Raw genomic sequence first — 21,352 nt, 5'->3', positions numbered from 1 at the left:
CTCTTGGAAACACAATGGCTGCCACGAAAATCGAAATTCGCAGAGGGACTTACTACGACTCCATAACTCTGATGCAATTACAAGCAGAGTTGATGAATCTTCCCGGTATTAGCAACGCAGGCGTTATGCTGGCCACAAATGCCAACAAAGAGCTGCTTAAGGAGCAGGGTCTTTTAAGTGCAGAAGCTCAAGAGTGCTCAGGTACAGATTTGATTATTAGTATTCAGGGTGACAATAAAGCTGCCACAGTAACAGCTTTGGGAAAGGTAGACACCCTGCTTTCCCGTCGACGCTCCCATGATGAACAGGATTATCTGCCCAAAAGTCTTGAAGCTGCTGTAAAAATGCTTCCCGAAGCACAATGGGTTTTGGTTTCGGTGCCAGGAAATTATGCGGCAAGCGTTGCCAGAGAAGGACTGCGTCACGGCAAAAATATCTTCCTTTACAGCGACAACGTTTCTCTGGAAGATGAAGTCGCTTTGAAAAAGGATGCATCTGAAAAAGGGTTACTGGTAATGGGCCCTGATTGCGGGACTGCGATTATCAACGAAGTCGGACTGGGTTTTGCAAACAAAGTACGTCGCGGGCCTATTGGCCTTGTCGGCGCTTCGGGAACCGGCCTTCAGCAAGTAACGGCACGAATTCATCAATTGGGCAGCGGCATCACGCATGCCATCGGCACCGGCGGGCGCGATCTTTCTACTTCGGTGGGAGGCATTACCGCACTTCAGGCTCTGGATTTACTCAGGCGCGATTCAAAAACGCAAGTTATGGTTCTCATTTCAAAGCCGGCAGACTCCAAAGTTGTCTCGCGGTTATTGCAAAGAGCTCGCGAGGCTAGAAAGCATGTCGTTATCAATTTCCTTGGCCATTCGGCAATGCAATTGGAAAAGAATACGAATCTCCATTTCGCAAGTTCCCTGGACGCAGCCGCCGAACTTGCCGTTAAACTGGTGGATACGCCGGCTACCTCTCCTCGTGAAACTTCAGCAGGGGATATGTCTCAGTCCGGTCAAAAATATTTGCGCGGGCTTTTTTCAGGAGGAACACTGGCTTATGAGACCCTGCTGATTTTGCAGGACTATCTGCCAAATCTCTATTCAAATATTCCGCTAAAAAAGGAGCAGGCACTCGCCAACCCCCTGGTAAGTCAAAAGCATACCATTCTCGATCTCGGTGAGGATGAGTTTACCGTGGGCCGTCCGCATCCCATGCTGGACAATACTTTACGGCTGCAACGTTTGGCCAAAGAAGCCAGTGATCCTGAAGTTGCCATCATCCTCTTAGATGTAGTTCTCGGATACGGTGCTCATCCGGATCCCGCTAGCGAGCTCGCCCCAGCCATTTCGAATGCTATTTCCTCAGCCCAAAAAAACGGACGCAATCTGGAAGTCATTGTCACAGTTATTGGCACAGATGAAGACCCCCAGGATTTGAAAGCACAAATTAAAAAATTCAAAACTGCCGGGGCGCGCGTTGAGACAAGCTCAAGAGAAGCAGCACTCTACGTGGGTCAGCGTTTGCAATCTCAGGAAAAAGCAACTGAATTGACTGCAGTGGATCTAAAGGTTTTGCAGCAGCCCCTGCAAGCTATCAACGTCGGGCTGGAGTCGTTTAGCGAAAGTCTGCGGGAACAGGGTGCGACCGTTATTCATGTCGACTGGCGCCCGCCCGCTGGCGGCAATGAAAAGCTCATATCGATTTTAGAACGCATGAAAAAATCATAACCACGAAGGACATGAAGTGGTAAACCAATTGGAGAATAACAGTATGGACATAGATAAAGCCAATCAAGAAGCAACTCAGAAAATGATAGAAGCCCGCGCTATGCTTACCGGATTGGCTAAAGCTATAAATGTTATTCCTGGTATGCGTGATAACCTGTTATTGCACGCCGGACCGCCGATTACCTGGGAACGCGCCTCAGGTCCGATGCGCGGTGCCATTACCGGCGCCCTTATTTTCGAAGGCAAGGCAAAGAATGAAACCGAAGCTAAGGCTCTGGTCGAAAGTGGTGAAATTGAACTCGAGCCTTGCCACCATCATCAGGCCGTTGGACCGATGGCGGGAGTAACATCAGCGTCGATGTCGGTTTACATTATTGAAAATGAAACCCACGGCAATAAGGCCTTCTCAAATCTAAACGAGGGGTATGGCAAGGTTTTGCGCTACGGTGCCTTCGGAGAAGAAGTACAGAAACGGCTGCGCTGGATGGAAGATGTGATGGCGCCGATTCTGAAGGGTGCAATTGAAGCCAGTGGCGGCATCGACATCAAGGCCTTGCTGTCTGAAGCCCTTCATATGGGGGATGAAGGGCACAACCGAAATAAAGCCGGTTCGATTTTATTCCTGAAAGCACTCGCTCCGAATATCGCCAAAGTGAGCCAGGACAGCAAGGTGACCTCCGAAGTGCTCCAAGCCATTGGCGACAATGCGCTAAGCGTCCTTAATCCAGTAATGGCAGCCTGCAAAGCGATGGCGGATGCCGCACACGGCATTGAAGGCAGTACCATTGTCACGACCATGGCCCGAAACGGTACCGACTTTGGCATTCGGGTCAGCGGCATGGGAGAGCAGTGGTTTACTGCGCCCGCACAGATTCCCAAAGGACTTTATTTCCCCGGCTACAAGGAGAGCGATGCCAACCCGGACATTGGAGACAGTACCATTACCGAAACCGCCGGCATTGGTGGCTTCGCTATGGCAGGAGCCCCTGCCATTGTGACTTTTGTTAGCGGCACACCCAAAGATGCCTTGAACGCCAGTCTGGAAATGTATGAGATTACTTTTGCGGAACACAAATATTTTACCATTCCACCATTTGATTTTAGGGGCACGCCCACTGGTATCGATCTCCAAAAAGTCATTGAAACTGGTATCACTCCGCGCGTAAACACCGGCATTGCTCACAAGAAGGCCGGCATTGGCCAGGTCGGCGCGGGACTCGTTCGTCCACCGATGAAAATTTTTGAGGAGGCGTTTGTGGCTTTTGCGGAAAAGTATGGAGTTTAATTATTACTCTAATTCAAAAATATTGGAATCATGTCAAAAAAGAAGAAAAGAAAAACGAAAAAAAGCGGTGCAATAACCCTTTCACCGAAGACCTACATCAAGACAAAGGCTCGTCAGCTATCCATTCACAAATGTTTCATATCCGACGACTGGGAAGACTCGAGAATGCCAGAGATTCTTGTGGCCAGAATACATAAGAACGGCCACATATCATGCGGCGTCTACCTTGTCGATATGCTTTGCCTTGGCGTCAAGGATACCTTCTTTAGTTTTAATATGACCCAGCGCGAATATGAACAGTTCCGGGAAGATTTCATTTTAAAGAAATGCGATTACGCTTTAGCACATACTATCATTTATGGAGCGGTGGAATTTGCACAAAAATGCGGATTTCAACCTCACAAAGATTTCTCGGTCACACAATATATTTTGGAAGATCCCGGTGTGGATATCAAGGCTGCAAAAATTGAGTTTGGTGAAGACGGCGTTCCAACTGTGGTTACAACGCTGGATGAAGAACCAAAACATATCATCGCCCAGCTTGAAAAAACGGTTGGTCCTGATAATTACAATGTGGTTTACGTGGACGGTGTCGGTTTTGCTGACGAATACGATGATGAAATGGAAGATGATGAGGAACCCTTGCCCGAAGACCCGTTTGAAATGATTGACGCGCTATATGAACAGAAATTCGGCAAACAAAGCGGGCCGGATGTGAATCCTGAGACCTTGGAATTACGACAATATAAAATCTCCTTCGAGCCGGTAGAAAAGCCAAACTACTTCAGTCCGGAAGAAGATATGCGCAAAGCCGAAAAGCTTTATTACCTGGCGAGTTCGGGGAGCGCCCGTAAAGCCATTCCCAAATTAAAAACTCTGATGAAGAAATTTCCTAACAATCCCATCTATTACAATTATCTGATCAAGGCTTATGAAAATTCAGGTGACCAAAAAGCCGCCGAACAAGTTTGTGAATACATTTATCAGAGATTTCCTGATTACTTGTTTGCCAGGTGTAATTATGCTCAATACTTGCTTAAAAAGGAAAAAACCGAAAAAATACCTGAAGTATTTGATAACAAGTTTGAGTTGCAATCCATTTATCCCGAGCGAGATGAGTTTCACATCAGTGAAGTTCTGGCCTTTTTCTCAATCATGTGCAGATATTTCACCGCGATCGACGAGCTCACGACGGCGAATGTTTATGGCGATTTGCTGAAAGAATTTGATGATATTGATAGTCCGCCAAGAGATTTCGCACTATCTCAATTGAGAGTCAAGAAGTATGAAAAAGTTTTCGGAGCGCCTCTTTCTCAGTGACATGAGCAGGGCTGCTATTGTTAGGCTGTAGACTGTGTACAATGGTCAGATTATGACGGAGATAAGCAAAGCGGTCTCAGTTACGCCTGGGTCGCGAACCTCATCCGAAGGCACCTCTGCTGATACTGTTTCACTCATCTCCGCAACGATCAGAAAAATACCGATAGTGTCACAAGAAAGCGGTTTTGGCCAGGTGGGCGCCGGACTGGTTCGGCCGCCAATGAAAATTTTTGAGGAAGCGTTGGTGGCATTTGCGGAGAAGTATGGCATTTAGTTTTAGTCTATTTTGAACCACAGAGACACAAGGAGCACAAAGTTCTTTTCAATACCATATCTCCAAACTAAATCTGAGGAGGGGAATCATGTTTTATCAGGCATATCTAAGACGTCTTCAATCCGTTATCATTCTTGTAGTAGTTGTGCTCATCTTCTCGGCGGAGTCTGTTTCTCAATCCAACGGTCAGACTATTATTTTTACCAATGCGAATGTCATTGATGGCGTTTCCAGTAGGCCGATTAAAGATGCGAGTGTCGTAATAGCTGATGGTAAAATTAAGGAAATTAGTACTGCTGAGACGAAAATTGAAGGTGCAAAGGTCATTGACTTAAAAGGTAAATACCTCATGCCTGGTTTGATCGATGCACATGTTCATATTCGAACTTTCGACGCTGCCAAGCGCGCACTCTTGTCAGGTGTGACCACAGCACGCAGCATGGGGGTATCACATTTTGCCGATGTTGGCTTTCGAAAGTTAGCTCAGGCCGGCAAAATAGAATCCCCGGAGATTCTGGCAGCAGGATACCACATTCGACCAAAGCCAGCTGATGCTTTTTTTATGGACAGACCCGACCTTGCGGGTCTAATGGACTCCGAGGTCCGTGGCTCTGACGCCATTAGAAAAATGGGTAAGGCGATGGTAGATGGCGGTGTTAATTGGATCAAAACAAATGCAACCGCCCGCGCTGGCCTCCCTGAAACTGACCCGCGGGAACCTTATTACAATGAAGAGGAGATGCGAGCCCTGGTGGAAGAGGGCGCAAAAAGTGGAATCCCGGTTGCAGCTCATGCCCACGGAGATGAAGGCGGGCGGGCGGCGGTTCTCGGGGGTGTTCGCAGCATCGAACACGGCACTTATCTCAGCAAAGAAACCTTGAAAATTATGGCAGAGAAGGGTACGTTTCTGGTACCCACCATAGCAGTGATTTCGGACCTGACGCTTCCAGGCGGGGATTATGACAACCCCTTGCTAGAAATTCGCGGGCGCCATATGTTGCCCCGCATCAAGGAAACAGCAGAGGAAGCCCACAAACTCGGGGTCAAAATTGTCGCTGCAACGGACACCGGCTATGGACCGAACAGTGTACTGCGGCTTTCACAGGAGTTAGTAGAACTTGTGGGTGTTGGGCTTTCTCCTTATGAAGCGATCAAAGCAGCCACATCTTTGGCAGCCGAGCTTCTGAAGGTAGACGATCATACCGGGAGAATCGCCGTCGGTTTTGATGCCGACATATTGGTAATCGAACGTAATCCTTTGGAAAATATCGGCGTCATTCACGACCCGCTTTTGATCATGAACAACGGCAAAATCGTCTTGAACCGGACGGAGTGGTAGAGACATTTATTTGCTATATACCATAATGAAATCTACTAACCCGGAAATAAACAACCTCGGCCCCATCCAATTCAAGCGCAGTTCCCGCGCTCGTTGTTTAAACATCAGAATCAAACCATACAAAGGCGTGCAGGTCTCGGTTCCCAATGGCATGAGCATGTCAGCAGCAGAACGCATCGTTTTAAAAAAGCGGGATTGGATTCTGCGAAATCTGCAAAAAGTAAAGCAGCTCGAAGCGGATGCCGTAATTTACGACGGTACCAAACCCATTCGCACACGCTGGCACCGCCTGGATGTCCGACCCACTCGTTCACAAAGCGTCAATTGCAGGGTTAGAAAAGGCATGATACTCGTTAGCTATCCGGCAGAAATGGATATGACGAACCTCGAAGTTCAGGCTGCCATTCGAAAGGGACTTATCACAGCCTATCGTAAAGAGGCAAAGGAATATTTGCCCAACAGGTTAGCTGAGCTTGCGCAAGATTGCGATTTCAAATACAACCGCGTTTTCATCAAAAATCATCGCTCCCGGTGGGGTAGCTGCTCTGCCCAGAACAACATCAACCTCAGCCTGCATCTTATGCGCTTATCTGACGACCTCATCGACTATGTGATGCTTCATGAGCTGATACACACGGAAATTAAAAACCATAGTCCTGACTTTTGGAAGCGTTTAGCAGAAGTTTGCCCCAATGTACAGTTTTTAAGAAAGGAACTGCGGCGAAAAGCCAAAGAACTCAAACCGCTTCATTAGTTCCTTTTTAACCGCAGAGGCCGGGAGAAACGCAGAGAAAAGAATAATTGAAAAGACCAATTGTAGAAACTAAAATCCTGAGCGTTGGAGACAGAATCCGACCCGGTCTTTACACACTTCACTCCAGATTTAATCAAGTGGTCAATTTAGCAGATGGCACCCGGTTGGTGTCGGTCGTCCACAAAGAAATCGGTGCCGGCCCCTTGAATGTCGTTGTTGATAACCTGAGCCTCGACCAAATTGACCGGATTAAAATTGGCCGCCAGTCGATTGTTCTCGGACAGCAAAGATATGGACTTAAGGGTGAACACCTTTACAATTCTGCAATCGTACCTGAGGAGTTGAACTGGGAAGATTTTGAAGAAAACCTGAGCCTTACTAAAGAACTTCTCATCGGGAGGTCGCAACCCAGGAGCCTCGCATTTATTCTTGATAAGAGAAGGCAGGATCATTTTACTTCAGGGGTCGAAAAGGCATTCGTGAAACGAATGGTCGATGGTGTGGAACAGATTTGTGCCGGTAAAATTATTCTTGGTGTAAAAAAGCTGTCAGGCTGCGGGTGGGGTTTGACGCCGAGTGGCGATGATTTTATCTCCGGTATGCTTTTTGGCTTAAATGTCATACAGCAAGCGCGAAACAAAGATTTGAGCAGGCTCGTCACCGACATTTATGAAGCGTCACGAGGTGGAAATATTTTTTCAGAAATATTCCTAAAATTGGCCCGGGAGGGTCGCGCTTTTGAGAGATTCAAGAAATTGATTTGGGCACTCAATTATGGTGATGAAAGGCAGCTGGAAAAGTCGGCAACTGAGCTACTTTCTGTGGGTGCAACTTCCGGCGCCGATCTTATGACCGGATTTCTTATAACATTCGAGTTGGACTTATTTAATATTAGTGAGAAATCTCAACTTCAGTTTTCTGGTCCACATTCATCACAGCTGACTGTAGTTTAATCGCATAGCTGTGTAATATTTCATAAATATCTTTCACAAACTTTTTCTCCAGACCCAGCATATCACCGGTTTCGAGACGGTCTTCGATAACCTCCTGCCAGCGTTGAACTTGCAGAATTGCCAGATTGTGTTCCTTTTTGTACTCACCGATTCGCCTAACGACATCCATTCGTCTGGAAAGAATCTCAAGCAATTCATAATCCACAGCATTGCTTTCTCTGCGCAACCCGGCCAAGATGTCATCGCTCATTGACTCATCGTTGGAGCGCATTTTCAAGTTCCGCAGCAACTCGCTCAGAGCGGATGGGAGAATCTGCTGTTTGGCGTCACTCAGGGCGTTCTCAGGATTTGGGTGGGTCTCGATCATAAGTCCGGTCATCGTCAGATCCAGGGCTTTCTGTGATAGTTCTTGTAGAAATTGGGAACTCCCTGCAATGTGACTTGGATCACAAATCATCGGGATGTCCGGCACCAGTCTTTTCAACTCGATCGGGATTTGCCATTTGGGGGCATTGCGATAGGGTGTCCTCTCATGGGTAGTGAAACCGCGATGGATGGTACCCAGGCGATGAATCCCTGCGTTATTCAGCCGTTCCAGAGCGCCGATCCAGAGTTGCAAATCAGGATTTACAGGATTCTTTACCCACACCGGTATGTCGACACCCTGCAACGCATCGGCGATTTCCTGCACGGAAAATGGATTCGCTGTCGTACGGGCTCCTATCCAGAGGACATCCACGCCGAACTTTAAAGCTTCATAAACATGACTCTGGTTAGCAACCTCCACCGCAGTCGCCAAGCCGGTCTTTTCTTTGACATTTTTCAACCATTTTAAGCCTTTGACTCCGACCCCTTCGAAGCTATTCGGCCGGGTTCGCGGTTTCCAAATACCAGCTCGAAAAACACGCACTGCCGGAATCTTCTGAAGTGCTGAAGCAGTCTTTAGAAGTTGCTCCTCACTTTCGGCACTACACGGTCCCGCGATAACAAACAGCCCGTCCATCAGCTGCTTTAGCCATTGGGAGTTTTGACTCAGCTTTAGCTTCGGCTTAGTTTCGCTCATTTCTCCACCTCATGAAGTTAGTTCTGTTCCTTGTCATTGGCGTTTCGTCCCGGCCCTATATTTTCCCAGGACCTTAAGTTCTTTTGTCAGCGGGCTTATCTTTTGGAGTGCCTTTGCAAAATCATTCTCTCTCTGCCAGTTCACATCAACGTGAAATGCATATTCATCAGGCCGACCCATAATCGGCGTTGACTGGATGAGCGCCAGGTTGAGCGAGCAATCACGGAAAATATCCAAAACATCAGCCAGGGCCCCGACTGTATCTTGGACATAAAAGACAAGAGAGGCTTTGTTTGATAGACCTTGTGGCGCACCGCCGTTTTCCTTTTCAAGAATGAGAAACCTGGTATAATTGAGTTTATCATTCTCAATCGATTCAGCCAATATAGCTAATTGATATCGTTCTGCGGCAAGGCTGCTGGCGATTGCCGCAACACCCTGCAGATTCTTCTCGCGAATCTCATCGGCGCTTTCCGCGGTGTCATGTGTCTCAACGCTGCGAATTTGGCTGTGAGTTTCGAGAAAATCGCTGCACTGGTGTAGTGCCATAGGATGAGAGCGAACGCTTTCAATATCCGAGAGTTGCTGCCCGGGTAGGGCCATCAAATGCTGTTGAATCTGCAGGTAAATTTCACCGACGATAATGATTGGGAATTCTTCGAGTAAGCCATAATTTGGCAAAATGCTTCCGGCAAGGGAATTCTCGATCGCCATCACCGCACGGTCTGCTTGCCCTTTTGCAAGGGCAGTGCATTGCTGCCTGAACGTCCAACATTCGATTAGATCAATTTCCGAACCCTTAAAGTGCTCACGGGCAGCCATGTCGTGAAAAGAGGCCGCCCCGCCTTGAATTGCTATTTTCATACTCATTTCATCCCAAAATAAAAAAGGCCCCAACATTTTGCGGGGCCTTAGGATTTCTGTTCGATTGTATTCTTCAATACATAATCTTAAGGCCCCGGTCTCGGGCCGTTAAAAAAACCAAAAAAGAAAAAGGATGTATTGAAGTTCATGTTCATTTCAGTGAGATATATTTTTGTATTATACAAATCCTGAAAACGAATGTCAAATAGTTTTTGATTAAAGTTCAGAAAGCTCCGGCAGCCCAATCGGAAAGGATTCTTGAAAGGACTTAGCCAGTGCCAGGACTGCTTCTTCTCCCAACGGTTTGCCGACAATTTGCATGCCCACCGGAAGGCCCTGGCTGTCCAGACCGCAAGGCACGGAAGCCACCGGCAAGCTGGTCATGCTGAGAACGAATGTAGGTGCGATCCAGTCGACATAGGTTTCCATTTTCTTGCCCGCTATTGTTTCGGGATAGTTTTGCTCGACAGGAAATGGTGGAACTGCCATGCATGGGGTAAGCAGGTGGTCGTACTTTTCAAAAAAATCGCGGAAAAGATTCCACAGTCGCGTTCTCGCTTGTTCGGCTTCACCGAGATCCTCTGGCTTTAGTTTGAGACCGGCTTTCAGGTTACTGGCAACGTTAACGCCAAACTGGTCGGGATTGTCGAGATACCGGGCAAAATGGGAGACGAAATTGTAGCCGCGCAGTGCCAGAAAGGGCGGGCGGGCAAAACTCAAATCCAGCTCGATTTCCTCAACTTCGATTCCGGCCTGTTTCATCTCAAAAGCAGCGTTACGACAAACCCTTTCGATATCGGCCTCGATGCCGATGCCGGCGATGTCTTTGCAATAGGCAACCTTCAATCCCTTGTGAATGCCTTTGCGAACGGCAGCCACAAAATCCCGCCCATCAGTCGGTTGGTACAGCGGAGACGAAGGACTCTGTCCGCATACAGCTTGCAGCATAAGGGCGACATCTTCGGCGGTTCTGGCCATTGGACCAGGGATATGCAAATTATCCCAAAGATAGTCAGAAGGATAACCAGGAACCAAACCCGGTGAGGGTCGTAGTCCGACAATTCCGCAAAAAGAAGCCGGAATGCGTAAAGAGCCGCCAAGATCTGTTCCATCCGATAAGGCAATCATGCCGGTGGCCAGTGCAGCAGCACCACCGCCGGTTGAGCCACCCGGACTTAAATCCGGGTTCCACGGGTTCCTCGTTACCCCAAAAACATCGTTCCAGGTGTGTCCGCCGGCAGCAAACTCCGGGCAATTGGTTTTACCTAAAATGACGGCCCCAGCTTTTCGTAAACGCTGCACCACTAAAGCATCTTCCTTGGGAATATTATCTTTAAAAAGAGTGGAGCCGAAAGTTGTCCTCAGGCCGGCGACCTGCGTCACATCTTTGATGCCGACCGGGAGTCCGAAGAGCAGTCCCGGTTCACCATTTTGAGATTGCAGTTTTTTGGCATCGTCGAGTGCACTTTCATTTAAAGTCACGACCGCGTTGATTTTTTCATTATATTTTTCGATTTGCTGAAGCGAGGCTTCGATGACTTCGACCGGCGAGAGCTCTTTTTGAGCAATAAGATTACGAATCTCGGTTGCGGAAAGGCGGGTGATTTCTTCGTTTTGAGCCATCATTTATTCTCATACTTTGGTAGGGAACGCATATATGCGGTCCCTACATTCAAATTATTTTCTCTGATCTAAAATTCTCTATGTCTTTCTTGAGATACCCTAATTCATTTAAGATCTCATCATTGTGCTCTCCTAGCATCGGAGCTGGCCGCCGGTACGTCACGGGTGTGCTGCTGAAATTCATCGGATTACCGAGCATCTTAAACGCGCCAATCGCAGGATGTTCAAGTTCAACTATCATTCCGCGTGCGATCAAGTGCTCATCGGATAAACTGTCCTCAAGTTTGTAAATCGGCGCTGCCGGAATTCCCGCCGATTCGAGTTTCTTCAACCAGTCTTTCGATTTCTTTTTCTTAAAATGTTCGGCCAGCAAATTCACAAGTTCTTCTCGATGAGCCAACCGGTCGGGGTTAGACTCATACCTTTTATCTCCATTCAATTCCGGAAGTTCGATGGCTTCAACAAAACCTTTCCACAACCTCTCACTGCCGACCGCCACAATGATCCAGTCATCTGCAGTCGGAAAAGGCTGGTAAGGAACGATGGACGGATGTGCATTGCCGAGCTTTTTAGGCGATTCTCCAGCAGTTAAAAAATTGCTCGCCAAATTAGAAAGCCAAGTGACTTGCGAATCCAGTAAGGCCGTGTCGATGGCTTGACCCCTTCCGGTTCGCTCTCGCACATAAAGCGCTGAGACGACAGCCAGCGCGGTATAAATTCCAGCTGTAAGGTCAGCGATTGGAGTCGGAAAGCGAATCGGCGGATGCTCGGGTTCGCCCGTGACATGCATGGTGCCGCTCATGCCTTGGGCGATGATATCGTACCCGCCTTTTTCGGCATAAGGTCCGGTATTCCCAAATCCGGTAATGCTCGCCCAAATTAATTTCGGGTTCAACCGCAAGCAGGTCGTTTCATCCAGACCCAGCTTTTTTCGGGAAGACTCACGGGGGATATTATGCACGAGCACATCCGTTGTTTGTAGAAGCCGATTGAATATTTGGTGGCCTTCTTTGCTGGCTAAGTTCAGAGTCATGCCGCGTTTGTTACGATTGGTGCCGAGAAAATAGGCGCTTTCGCCCCCAACAAACGGCGGGCCCCAAGCACGTGACTGGTCGCCGCCGTCCGGGCGTTCAATTTTAATCACATCGGCGCCGAGGTCGCCGAGAAGCTGGGTGCAGTAAGGTCCGGCCAGAGCGGTTGTGTGGTCGATGACTTTGATGCCGGTTAGAGGACTCATCAACTAAATTTTCTCAAGAGAATTTTTTTCAAGTTCGGTTAGAAATGTTGCCACATTTACAATGCGAACAACTTCATAAGATTTTCGGGAAAATGTTTAAGATTCTTCGTAACTAAAAAATCAGCCTTTCCTACCGTAGCTGTTTCGAGGAATTTGTCATCATCAGGATCTTTACAAACTTGAAGACTGCCTGAAATTTGAACAAAAGTTGAATTTTTATGCAATAAATATAGGAAAATATGTAGGCTTGTTGGCTTAATCTTTTGAGATAAGGCCAGGACGCCTTGATATTCTTCAAGAGTTTCTTGTGAATTTATCCAAACAAACTCCTGGTGAAAAAATCGGCGGAAAATTTTGAATGGCGCTCCTTTACGATTTACCAATCCAGCAAACACAACATTTGTGTCGATGACTGCTTTCAAGTCATGTCCTTTGACTCGTCCTTTTGCGACGATAAGCAGCTATATAATCATCAATTTGTTTCTCCGTAAGACCACCACCTGCTGTATCTATTTCGTCTTGAATTTGTTCGACAATTTGTTCAAAATGAAGTATTCGTCGATCCTCATTGGATAAAAGATATTTAAGTGCGGTTTCAAAAGCTAATGCATCGTCACCATTAAATTTCCGAGAACAAAGATCCTTGAACCTGGCAGCCAGAGCGTCCTCTATTTTAAAAGACAGTTGCGTCATGAGCTACTCTCCTAAAATAATTCTAATTCTCTGTAACTTAAAAAAACAAAGGCTTATTTGCAAGTACATGTTGAGAATCGAAGGGGAGAAAACAGGAAATGCGCTCTTCGCTTCTCTCTACTCGCTTTTCGAAATTAGTCTTATAAAAACGCAACCGCCCGGCAGAACGCTGCTTCCCCGCCTTTGAATTTCCACGGAAAGACGCCGAGGGTCAAACGTTTGTTTTGCAACTCCGGTGCAGAAATATCGCCGCCAAGATTTTCCACGTGTATACAATGGTGTGGAAATAGAGCGTTGTGAGTTAACTGATACGCGGAATCCGGAAAAAGCTCTTTCGCTTTTTCTTCGCCGAATTTTTCCGCGCATTTTGCCTGAACCTTGTCGCAGTGGCCGTGCATGCCTTTCCCCAAAAATCTGCCAATTGGGAGATTCATGGGATGGTCGGTAGAAACTTCGTCGACGCCCCAGATGTGAATTTTCTTTTCGAGCAGCCAGGGAACCATGTCCGGATGAGCGCCCGGGTGCATGTGAATGTATTTCTCCTCATCAGCTTCCGGGCCAAACTGGGCGTATTTGTGCCACCCCGTGTGCAGCAGCAGAATATCGCCCTCTTTAATCTCCACACGCTTTTCAATCATTTCCGGAGTGTAGACATCCAACTCGTCGAGCTCGTCCGAAAGGTTGACAATCACCCCCGGCCCGTAGAGCCACTCAATTGGAATTTCATCGATGGTCATGCCGTTGGTGACGAAATGGCGCGGCGCATCCAAATGCGTCCCCATGTGGTTGGAGGTTTGGATATACTGCGCATTCACCCCATGTTCTGCTTTGCGTTTTATATATTTAACTTCGAAAGGTGGATAGTACGGCCAAAACGGATAGTCTTGATTTAGTGGTTGAGATAAATCGTAAGGTTTCATTGTTTCTCCTCTGTTATATTCATAGAAATTTTACCACAAATTACCACAAATACGCGAATAAAAACATCAAGTACTTGTGGTCCATGATAATTTTATTTTGTTAAAAATAGATTTTAGAAATTGGTGTAAATTAGTGTCCATTCGTGGTTAAGAAAAAAGCACTATTGGTTCCCATTTGTCATTTTCTCATAATCAAAACGCTTATTGGGATAAGGCGGCGCGGGTGGTACCGGCCGTGGATCCTTTGCAATTAATTCCTGCAAATGCTTGACTGCAGCTTCCAGCTGGGCATCCTTACCATTAAAAGTCTCGTGAGGCAGGTTATCGACGACGATGTCTGGATCTACGCCCCAGCCCTCGATGAGCCATTTGCCTTCCGGGCCGTAAACACCGGTTTGCGGCGCTCGAGCGATACCGCGATCCACGAGTTGTGTATTGTTCGAGAGCCAGATCTCACCGCCCCAAGTGCGGGTCCCGATGACTTTGCCAAGCTCTAGCCTGCGGAATCCCTCGGTAAAGGCCTCGCCGTCGGAGGCTGTGCGCTCGTTACACAGCACAACCATGTGACCCCGGAACGCGTATTGCATATTCCAGTATGGCTTGCCAACTCTCGGCTGCCAGTAGAACCAGGCCTTGCGCATAAGTTTTTCAAGAATCCAGCTATCGATATTACCGCCGCGATTGTGCCGCATATCGATAATCAAGCCCTGGCGATTGAACACAGGATAAAAATTGCGCACCCATTCCGCATAGTTGCCGCCACCCATGGCGCGCATATGCAGATAGCCAATACCACTGTTGCTCATTTCGTCCACAGCTATCCGGCGCGTGTACTCCCATTCGTCATAGCGGAGTCTTCTCTCTGCTCTCTGGGAAATCGGCTCAACAATGGCGCTAAATTTATTGCCGGCTGGCATCGATTTAACTTCCAGTCGAACCTGGCGGCCGACTTGATTCTTTAACAGCACGCTTGGGTGAGCAACCGAAAGTGTTGGTACGCCATTAATGGCGGTGATGATATCTCCCTCCATGACATTGAGATCAGAGCGTGTCAATGGACCCTGTCGGTCCAGGTAATCCGGCTCGGATTTGTAAATATGATCAATCCGGTAACCGCTGTTTGACTCATCACGGACGAGAACAGCTGCCAGCGAGCCAATCTCGATCTGATCATCTCCCTCGCGAAAATCGCCGCCACGAACATTCATGTGCAAGGCTGAAAGCTCCCCCACGACGTGTCCAATGAGATCATTCAACTCATCGCGATCAGCGACTCGTTTAACCAGCGGCATATGTTTTTGCAAAAGTCCATCCCAGTCGACACCGTGCATGTTCGGATCATAGAAGTAATCCCGTTCCATCCGCCAGGCATCAACGAACATTTGCCGCCACTCTTCACGAGGGTCAACAGAGAAAGTCCAATTCGAAAGGTCTACTTTTGCCTCGTCTAACTTTGCCGGCGCTGAAGCTGAAGCCTTAACAACGTAGACATTCTGATCTTTGCGAACGGCAAATTTTTTGTCATCCCTGGAAAGGTCAAAGTTGCGAACATCTTTAACGAAAATCTTTGGCTCCGGGTTATCGTTGTTAATTTGCAAAGCCATCAGGTTGGTAGTTCGATCAGTGCCAATTATGGTTTGTGCCCAGAAGAGGCGTTCGTCGGTGGCCAGAAGGTTGTCGTAATTACCAGACTTGACCGGAACCTCAAACACCCGACCCTGAATCCCGTCAAGATCGATGGTCACCAGCACAGACTCATCTGAATCATCCTCCTTCTTTTTATCACTCTTTTCATTGTTTGAAGAAAGCTCGTCATCGGGTTGAAATGGAGAGTGCTGTCCCCTTGTTAAAGCCATCATATAAATTTTTGTCGTGTTATCGTAATAAGGCTCGGGTTGACGTGGTCCCCAGGGGCTTCTCACCAACGACTCAAAGCGGCGATCCGAAAGAAAATAAAGCCACTTGCCATTCGGACTCCAGACAGGTGAAAAACTTGCAACCCTGTCGCTGGTCAGAATTGTAGTGTGACGAGTCGCAACCGAATATAATTTTATTTGATTATAGTAATTGTCTGCGTAGTCCACAAAAGCGAGCCATTTGCTGTCGGGGGACCACTGGTGCTCAAACAGACCCCACTCATCGGTTTCTGCAATGAGCGCAGTCTTTTTTGTCGCGATATCATGAATCCAAAGACGTTTATTCCTATCCGTAAAGGAGAACATTTTGGCGTCAGGAGAAATGTTTCCTTCGTTTCGGAAAATATCACCGTTTTGCGTCAATTTGGTTGATTGACCGATGCCGTTGGCAGGTACTTTCCAAAACTCAAATTCTCCACTCTCATCTGAAAGCAGAAATAGCGACTTGCCATCGGGAAAAAATTGAGCATAACGATAGCGCACGCCGTTTTTGCGGCTGGCTTCTAAAAAACGCCCTTTTTCGGATGGTGCAACAAATATCCGCCCCCGCGCCGTCAAGGCTATTCTATCTCCATTCGGCGAGATGTGTATGGTGGAAAGAAATTCCATCGGCTTCTTAATCCATTTTTCCCTGGTTTGATCAAAGTCCGAAGCAAGAGAGATGTCGATCTTTTTTTCTGTATTGGTTGAGTTGTCGAACAGATGAAGATCCGCACCCAGCTGGTAAACAATTTTGCCCTCATGCAACGCAGGTGACTGGACATCCCAGCCCTTATGAGACGTGTGCTGTGTTACATCGCTGCCATCTTCTGCCATTGACCAGATATTCATGCTGCCGTCGCGATCCGAAGCAAAATAAACTCGGTCGTTCCACCACATCGGTGTTTTACTGGTGCCGGTGTAGGTTGCCGTCAACGGCACAGCTTCCTTCGTACCGAAAGTGAACTTCCAGATATTCTGTGCTGTGCCGCCGTGGTAGCGTTTAGTTCGGCTGCCCTGAAATGGCAGACGAGTAAAAAACAGGGTCTTGCCCCTCGCCTCAAATGAGCCGTCACTAGCCTGATTTAGCGGAATGAGCGTTACCGAATGATCTTCGGGATTGATTCGTGCCAATTGCGTATTTGGCAACGTTGCAAAATGTCTCGTGCTATAAAGAATATCACCATCCGGAGTCCACCCGACCACGGCAGCTCGTTCGCCGTCAAAAGTTTGCCGCTGCGGAAGCCCGCCATTCACAGACATGGTGTAAACCTCAGTCGGACCTTCGTAGCGGGCAACGAATGCAATGGTTTGGCCATCAGGGGAAATCGCTGCATGAGATTCGATGTCATGATGTGTCGTTAAACGTTGAGCCATCCCGCCTTCAATACCGACCCGCCATAAATCACTTTCTGCGGTAAAAACAACCGTCCCCTTGTGAATAGCTGGGAAGCGGTAATACCCCTTTTGACCCTGCGCAAAACAAATAGTTGAAACCAGTAAAACAGAGATCACCAGAAAACGTCTCATTTTAAACTCCTTAACAATTGGGTAAATTTGTTTTCGTGCGTCGCACTTTTAAAGTGCGTCGCACGTTTCCCCGTATATTACTAATCAAACCAATAGTTGCTTAGATCGCCTGGCTTTTTCTTGTCAATCGAACAATCTAAAACGAATTCTCGATACGATTCTGCAGTCATGAAGTAAGACTTAATTAAAGCCAAATCCACTAACCGACCGCTTCTTTTTCCAATCCATTCAGGATAATTTGAAAACGGCCATTCGGTCAGATTGTTAACTAAGTCAGCCTCTACAGGATTGCGATGAATATACCGGCAGAGGTGGATTAGGTAATTATTTTTGTCAACATGAATACTCTTGAAAGGACCTTCAAAGAGAGTACCGGTTCGATTATACATTTTGTTAAAAGCTTTTGAATAGCTATTAAATGTCTCTTGCATCAGGTCGCTTATAATAGTCTCTCCATCTTGCCGTAATAAAAAATGATAATGATTTGGCATCAGGCAGTAGGCGATTACGGCAATCGACTTCCCAGACAACGCTTCACCAAGCCGTCTCAGCAAAAACAGGTAATTTTCATTGCTCCGAAATATGGACTCGCGGTTGGCGCCACGATTGTAAATGTGGTAATAACTACCTTTGTAAAAATTGACTTTTCTTCTTGCCATTACTCTATGTGCCACGCACTTTTGTGAAGCCTATTTGCGACGCACTCAAGGCCGCTATGTGCCACGCACTTTTGAAGTGCGTGGCACATTTCTTCTCAATGACACCGACGGCAGCGCCAAGTAAGCCCGAGTAGGTAATGAGCCAGGTCTGGTACATGTCCAGCAATTTCCAGGGGAAGATGAAAATCCCAATGCAGCCGGCGATCAGACCACCCAGCCGAAAATTGATTTTTTGTGGACTGAGATTAGAAAAACTGTTGGCCGGAGAAACCACGTTTGCGGCGATGTTAGTGCTTAAGGTCGCGATAACAAGTACGAACATTGATAGCAATCCCAGGAGCGGGCTTTCGTATTCTGCAGTGAGCCTTGCTAACAGATCGACCGGATTCCAAATTGCCTCGCCGTAGAGGATCAAGGTGGCGCTGGTGACTGCAACCCCGATAAAAGCAAACAGCGGCATGGCCGTGAGCAAGCCGATGCCCTGGCCGAGCATCTGGTCTTTCTGACTTTTGGCGTAACGGGTGAAATCCGGAATATTCAGCGAAAGGGTCGCCCAGTAACCAACCATTGCCGTCAGCCAGGGGATAAAAAGCGTGAGCAAAAATTTTGATGTCGACAGCTCACTTTGATTTTGCACAAGCTCATTTGATTTTGAAAGAATAACACCGATGCCCCCGACTTTTCCTGCGGCCCAGAAAAGCAGCAGAACCCCCATAACAAGCAGAAACGGTGCCGCGAAAGTCTCCATCCATTTGATGGTTTCCGTGCCGGCCCAGACGAAATACATATTCATGAGCCAGAAAATAAAAAAGCCCAGAAATTGTGGCAGGCTGTAGCCCATGAAAGTGGCGCTACCGCCGAGCTGCTGCCAACCGGGCCAGAGAATGCTGACTATTTCATGAATTGCCAGGCCACCGATCCAGGTTTGAATGCCGAACCAACCGCAGGCCACCAAAGCGCGCAGAATCGAAGGCACATGCGCGCCGCGAATTCCAAATGAAGCGCGCGCAAAAGCGGGAAAGGGAATGCCGTATTTTGTACCGGCGTGTCCGTTCACAACCAGTGGCACCAGCACAATTGCATTGCCGAGAAAAATTGCCAGCAGGCTTTGCCACCAGTTCATTCCCGATTGAATCATACTTGCCGCCAACATGTAAGTCGGGATGCAAACGCTCATGCCAACCCAGAGTGAAGCGATGTTCCAGACGTTCCACGTGCGGTCTTCCGGTTTGGTGGGTGCGAGGTCGGCGTTGATGAGATGGCTGTCGGGTAATGCTCCGGCAACTGCCGTGGACAAGGTGTTTATTTCGTTCTTCAAAACTAGCCGCTTGTTCCCATGCTCTGCGTGGGAACGACACTCCTGATACGTTAATTTATTCGTCTCATTCCCAAGGTTTTCTTGGGAATGGTCTTGAGAATTAAGCACCTGCTTCAATATGAGAAGCGGAGCTTCTCAGTCATTGGCGTTACGAAGCAGAGCTTCGTAACGAGGTAAACGAACAGTCAAAGCGTGGCGGAGGTTTCGCTCCTCGCTCATTCGCTTTTCGCTCTTCAACTCTTGCTTGCCCGCTCAAACGCCTCCGTCAACGCCTGCTCGGTCAGCACTTTCGCCAGATGCCGGCGATAATCCACCGAGGCATGCATATCGCCCGGCGGGTCGATGTCTTTTTCCGCCGCCGTTTCCGCAGCAGCACGGATTGCTTCAGGCGTGGGCTTTTGTCCAATCAGAGCTTGCTGGGCCTGCACAGCTTCAACCGGTGCGTTACCGACGCTCATGAGCACGATTCGCGTTTGTTCACATTGTGACTTCTGATCTAAAGTGACAACGGCAGCGACTCCCACCAGGGCAAAATCTCCGTGGCGGCGGGCGATTTCGCGAAAAGCCCAGCCGCTGTTTTTTGGCAGAGAAGGCAGCGTAATTTCAACTATTAGTTCTTCCGGTTCAAGTGCTGTAAAAAACAGGTCTAAGAAAAACTCCTTGGCTGCAATCGTACGTTCGGCTTTTTGGCCGCGAAGCAGAAACTCTGCATCAAGGGCGAGCATGACGGCCGGCAATTCAGCAGCAGGATCGGCGTGAGCAAGACTGCCGCCAATTGTGCCGCGATTGCGAATCTGCGGATGGGCGATATGCGGCATGGTTTCGCGAATCAGCGGTGATTTTTCTAATATCAATTTGCTGTACTCTAGTTCCTGGTGCCGGGTCATCGCGCCGATCTTGAGTCCGGCAGAATTTTCAGTTTTAATATAAAACAGCTCCTCGACCCGATTTAAATCGATGAGCACAGCAGGCTGGGCCAGACGAAAATTCATGGTTGGCACAAGACTTTGCCCGCCGGCGAGGATTTTGGCTTCGTCGCCGTATTCAGCAAGATGCGTTAGCGCTTCCTCGAGAGTTCCAGGAGCAAAATATTTAAACGGCGCCGGTTTCATTTATTTATTTCTACCCCTACGATAATTCTTAATTTGTAATTCCTAATTCTCAATTTCCTCAGGAAGTGTCAACTTCTTAGCTTCATTTTCCCCGCCAGTTCGGGTTTGCAGATTTGCCGGCAAATGACCCACATCACTGTATGCGACCAGTTGGGTTGAACCGTCAGCACGAACTCGTATGATGGTCAGACTGCAATTCCCAATAGACATCTGCAGCCAGGACAGGGTATCCACACGAAGTGAACGTGTGACAAAATAACGTATCACATTGCCGTGACAAACAAGTACATCGTGTCGATCAGTGGAATCCTCTGATGGAACAAAATATTTGGCGAAAGCGTCCTCGAACTGGGCCGAGCAGGCGCTCATGCGCGTCGAATCCGAACGCGCCATAATATCTTCCCGCCAGGTCGGTGGCGTGCATTCTCGCAAAAGACGCGATTGCTGCAATTCGAGATTGGGAAAATCCTCATTGATGATCATGGCCGTCTGGCGAGCCCGCGTCATGGTGCTGCTATGGAGGGAAGTCATTTCATCGGGCAACCTACGCAGGCGATCGGCGACCAGGCGCGTCTGGGCGATCCCGAGGGGAACCAGACCACGGCCGATATCCGGATCCCGCCGGTCTTCGTGGTCGTAATCACCGTGCCGGATTAAATAAACGGTGCGCGTACCAATGTTTTGAGTCTCTTGAGAATAAGCACTATTTTGGTCGACAGCGATGATCAAAATTGCCAGAATGAATGTGGCGCAACACGGGCTGGTTTTACCCTTCATTTCATTTCC

General features: G+C 48.0%; 19 protein-coding genes. 7 read left to right on the top strand and 12 right to left on the bottom strand.

Annotated elements, in window-relative coordinates; all coding sequences use genetic code 11:
- Nucleotides 1-14 precede the first annotated feature (14 nt).
- From fdrA to IH879_02710, 7 genes are all read left to right on the top strand, one after another.
- Nucleotides 15-1,727, top strand: a complete 1,713-nt coding sequence (gene fdrA / locus IH879_02740) for an acyl-CoA synthetase FdrA (protein MCH7673853.1) — start codon at nucleotides 15-17, stop codon at nucleotides 1,725-1,727.
- A gap of 43 nt (nucleotides 1,728-1,770) precedes the next feature.
- Nucleotides 1,771-3,012, top strand: coding sequence for a DUF1116 domain-containing protein (locus IH879_02735; protein MCH7673852.1), 1,242 nt, complete (start codon nucleotides 1,771-1,773; stop codon nucleotides 3,010-3,012).
- A 165-nt stretch (nucleotides 3,013-3,177) separates the two neighbouring features.
- A complete protein-coding gene (locus tag IH879_02730; GenBank protein ID MCH7673851.1) occupies nucleotides 3,178-4,332 on the top strand; it encodes a hypothetical protein in 1,155 nt (384 codons plus the stop codon).
- Between the two features lie 52 nt (nucleotides 4,333-4,384).
- The gene (locus IH879_02725) at nucleotides 4,385-4,606 is read left to right on the top strand and encodes a hypothetical protein (protein MCH7673850.1); all 222 of its coding nucleotides are present in this window, start codon (nucleotides 4,385-4,387) and stop codon (nucleotides 4,604-4,606) included.
- Nucleotides 4,607-4,694: 88 nt separating this feature from the next.
- A complete protein-coding gene (locus IH879_02720) occupies nucleotides 4,695-5,945 on the top strand; it encodes an amidohydrolase family protein (protein MCH7673849.1) in 1,251 nt (416 codons plus the stop codon).
- Between the two features lie 25 nt (nucleotides 5,946-5,970).
- Nucleotides 5,971-6,699, top strand: a complete 729-nt coding sequence (locus tag IH879_02715; GenBank protein ID MCH7673848.1) for a M48 family metallopeptidase — start codon at nucleotides 5,971-5,973, stop codon at nucleotides 6,697-6,699.
- Nucleotides 6,700-6,746: 47 nt separating this feature from the next.
- Nucleotides 6,747-7,652, top strand: a complete 906-nt coding sequence (locus IH879_02710; GenBank protein ID MCH7673847.1) for a DUF2877 domain-containing protein — start codon at nucleotides 6,747-6,749, stop codon at nucleotides 7,650-7,652.
- On the opposite strand, the gene IH879_02705 is transcribed toward IH879_02710, so the two are convergent.
- From IH879_02705 to IH879_02650, 12 genes are all read right to left on the bottom strand, one after another.
- Nucleotides 7,591-8,715, bottom strand: coding sequence for a bifunctional 3-deoxy-7-phosphoheptulonate synthase/chorismate mutase type II (locus tag IH879_02705; GenBank protein MCH7673846.1), 1,125 nt, complete (start codon nucleotides 8,713-8,715; stop codon nucleotides 7,591-7,593). The two genes, IH879_02710 and IH879_02705, sit on opposite strands and share 62 nt — an antisense overlap.
- A gap of 33 nt (nucleotides 8,716-8,748) precedes the next feature.
- Nucleotides 8,749-9,585: a prephenate dehydratase gene (locus tag IH879_02700; GenBank protein MCH7673845.1), complete on the bottom strand. Its 837-nt coding sequence runs from the start codon at nucleotides 9,583-9,585 to the stop codon at nucleotides 8,749-8,751.
- A gap of 210 nt (nucleotides 9,586-9,795) precedes the next feature.
- Nucleotides 9,796-11,202, bottom strand: a complete 1,407-nt coding sequence (locus tag IH879_02695) for an amidase (GenBank protein ID MCH7673844.1) — start codon at nucleotides 11,200-11,202, stop codon at nucleotides 9,796-9,798.
- Nucleotides 11,203-11,251: 49 nt separating this feature from the next.
- On the bottom strand, nucleotides 11,252-12,439 hold the full coding sequence (locus IH879_02690; GenBank protein ID MCH7673843.1) for a CoA transferase: 1,188 nt from the start codon (nucleotides 12,437-12,439) through the stop codon (nucleotides 11,252-11,254).
- A 56-nt stretch (nucleotides 12,440-12,495) separates the two neighbouring features.
- Nucleotides 12,496-12,861 (bottom strand): putative toxin-antitoxin system toxin component, PIN family, encoded by a 366-nt coding sequence (locus IH879_02685; GenBank protein MCH7673842.1) that lies wholly within the window; start codon nucleotides 12,859-12,861, stop codon nucleotides 12,496-12,498.
- A gap of 1 nt (nucleotide 12,862) precedes the next feature.
- Entirely contained in the window at nucleotides 12,863-13,132 is a 270-nt protein-coding gene (locus IH879_02680; protein MCH7673841.1) for a hypothetical protein, read from the bottom strand.
- Between the two features lie 140 nt (nucleotides 13,133-13,272).
- Nucleotides 13,273-14,052, bottom strand: a complete 780-nt coding sequence (locus IH879_02675; GenBank protein ID MCH7673840.1) for a cyclase family protein — start codon at nucleotides 14,050-14,052, stop codon at nucleotides 13,273-13,275.
- A gap of 161 nt (nucleotides 14,053-14,213) precedes the next feature.
- Entirely contained in the window at nucleotides 14,214-17,477 is a 3,264-nt protein-coding gene (locus IH879_02670) for a PD40 domain-containing protein (protein MCH7673839.1), read from the bottom strand.
- A gap of 80 nt (nucleotides 17,478-17,557) precedes the next feature.
- Nucleotides 17,558-18,136: a transposase gene (locus IH879_02665; GenBank protein ID MCH7673838.1), complete on the bottom strand. Its 579-nt coding sequence runs from the start codon at nucleotides 18,134-18,136 to the stop codon at nucleotides 17,558-17,560.
- Between the two features lie 4 nt (nucleotides 18,137-18,140).
- Nucleotides 18,141-19,454 carry an NCS1 family nucleobase:cation symporter-1 gene (locus IH879_02660; protein ID MCH7673837.1) on the bottom strand — a complete coding sequence of 438 codons (1,314 nt, stop codon included), beginning with the start codon at nucleotides 19,452-19,454 and terminating at the stop codon, nucleotides 18,141-18,143.
- A gap of 233 nt (nucleotides 19,455-19,687) precedes the next feature.
- Nucleotides 19,688-20,566: a xanthine dehydrogenase family protein subunit M gene (locus IH879_02655; protein MCH7673836.1), complete on the bottom strand. Its 879-nt coding sequence runs from the start codon at nucleotides 20,564-20,566 to the stop codon at nucleotides 19,688-19,690.
- 42 nt (nucleotides 20,567-20,608) lie between these two features.
- The coding region (locus IH879_02650) for a histidine phosphatase family protein (GenBank protein ID MCH7673835.1) at nucleotides 20,609-21,352 on the bottom strand (744 nt) is incomplete at its 5' end.

Source organism: candidate division KSB1 bacterium, from assembly GCA_022562085.1.
Taxonomy (GTDB): Bacteria; Zhuqueibacterota; Zhuqueibacteria; order Oceanimicrobiales; family Oceanimicrobiaceae; genus Oceanimicrobium.
The sequence above is the reverse complement of the archived record's forward strand: the minus strand, read 5'-3'. Positions and strand labels throughout refer to the sequence as shown.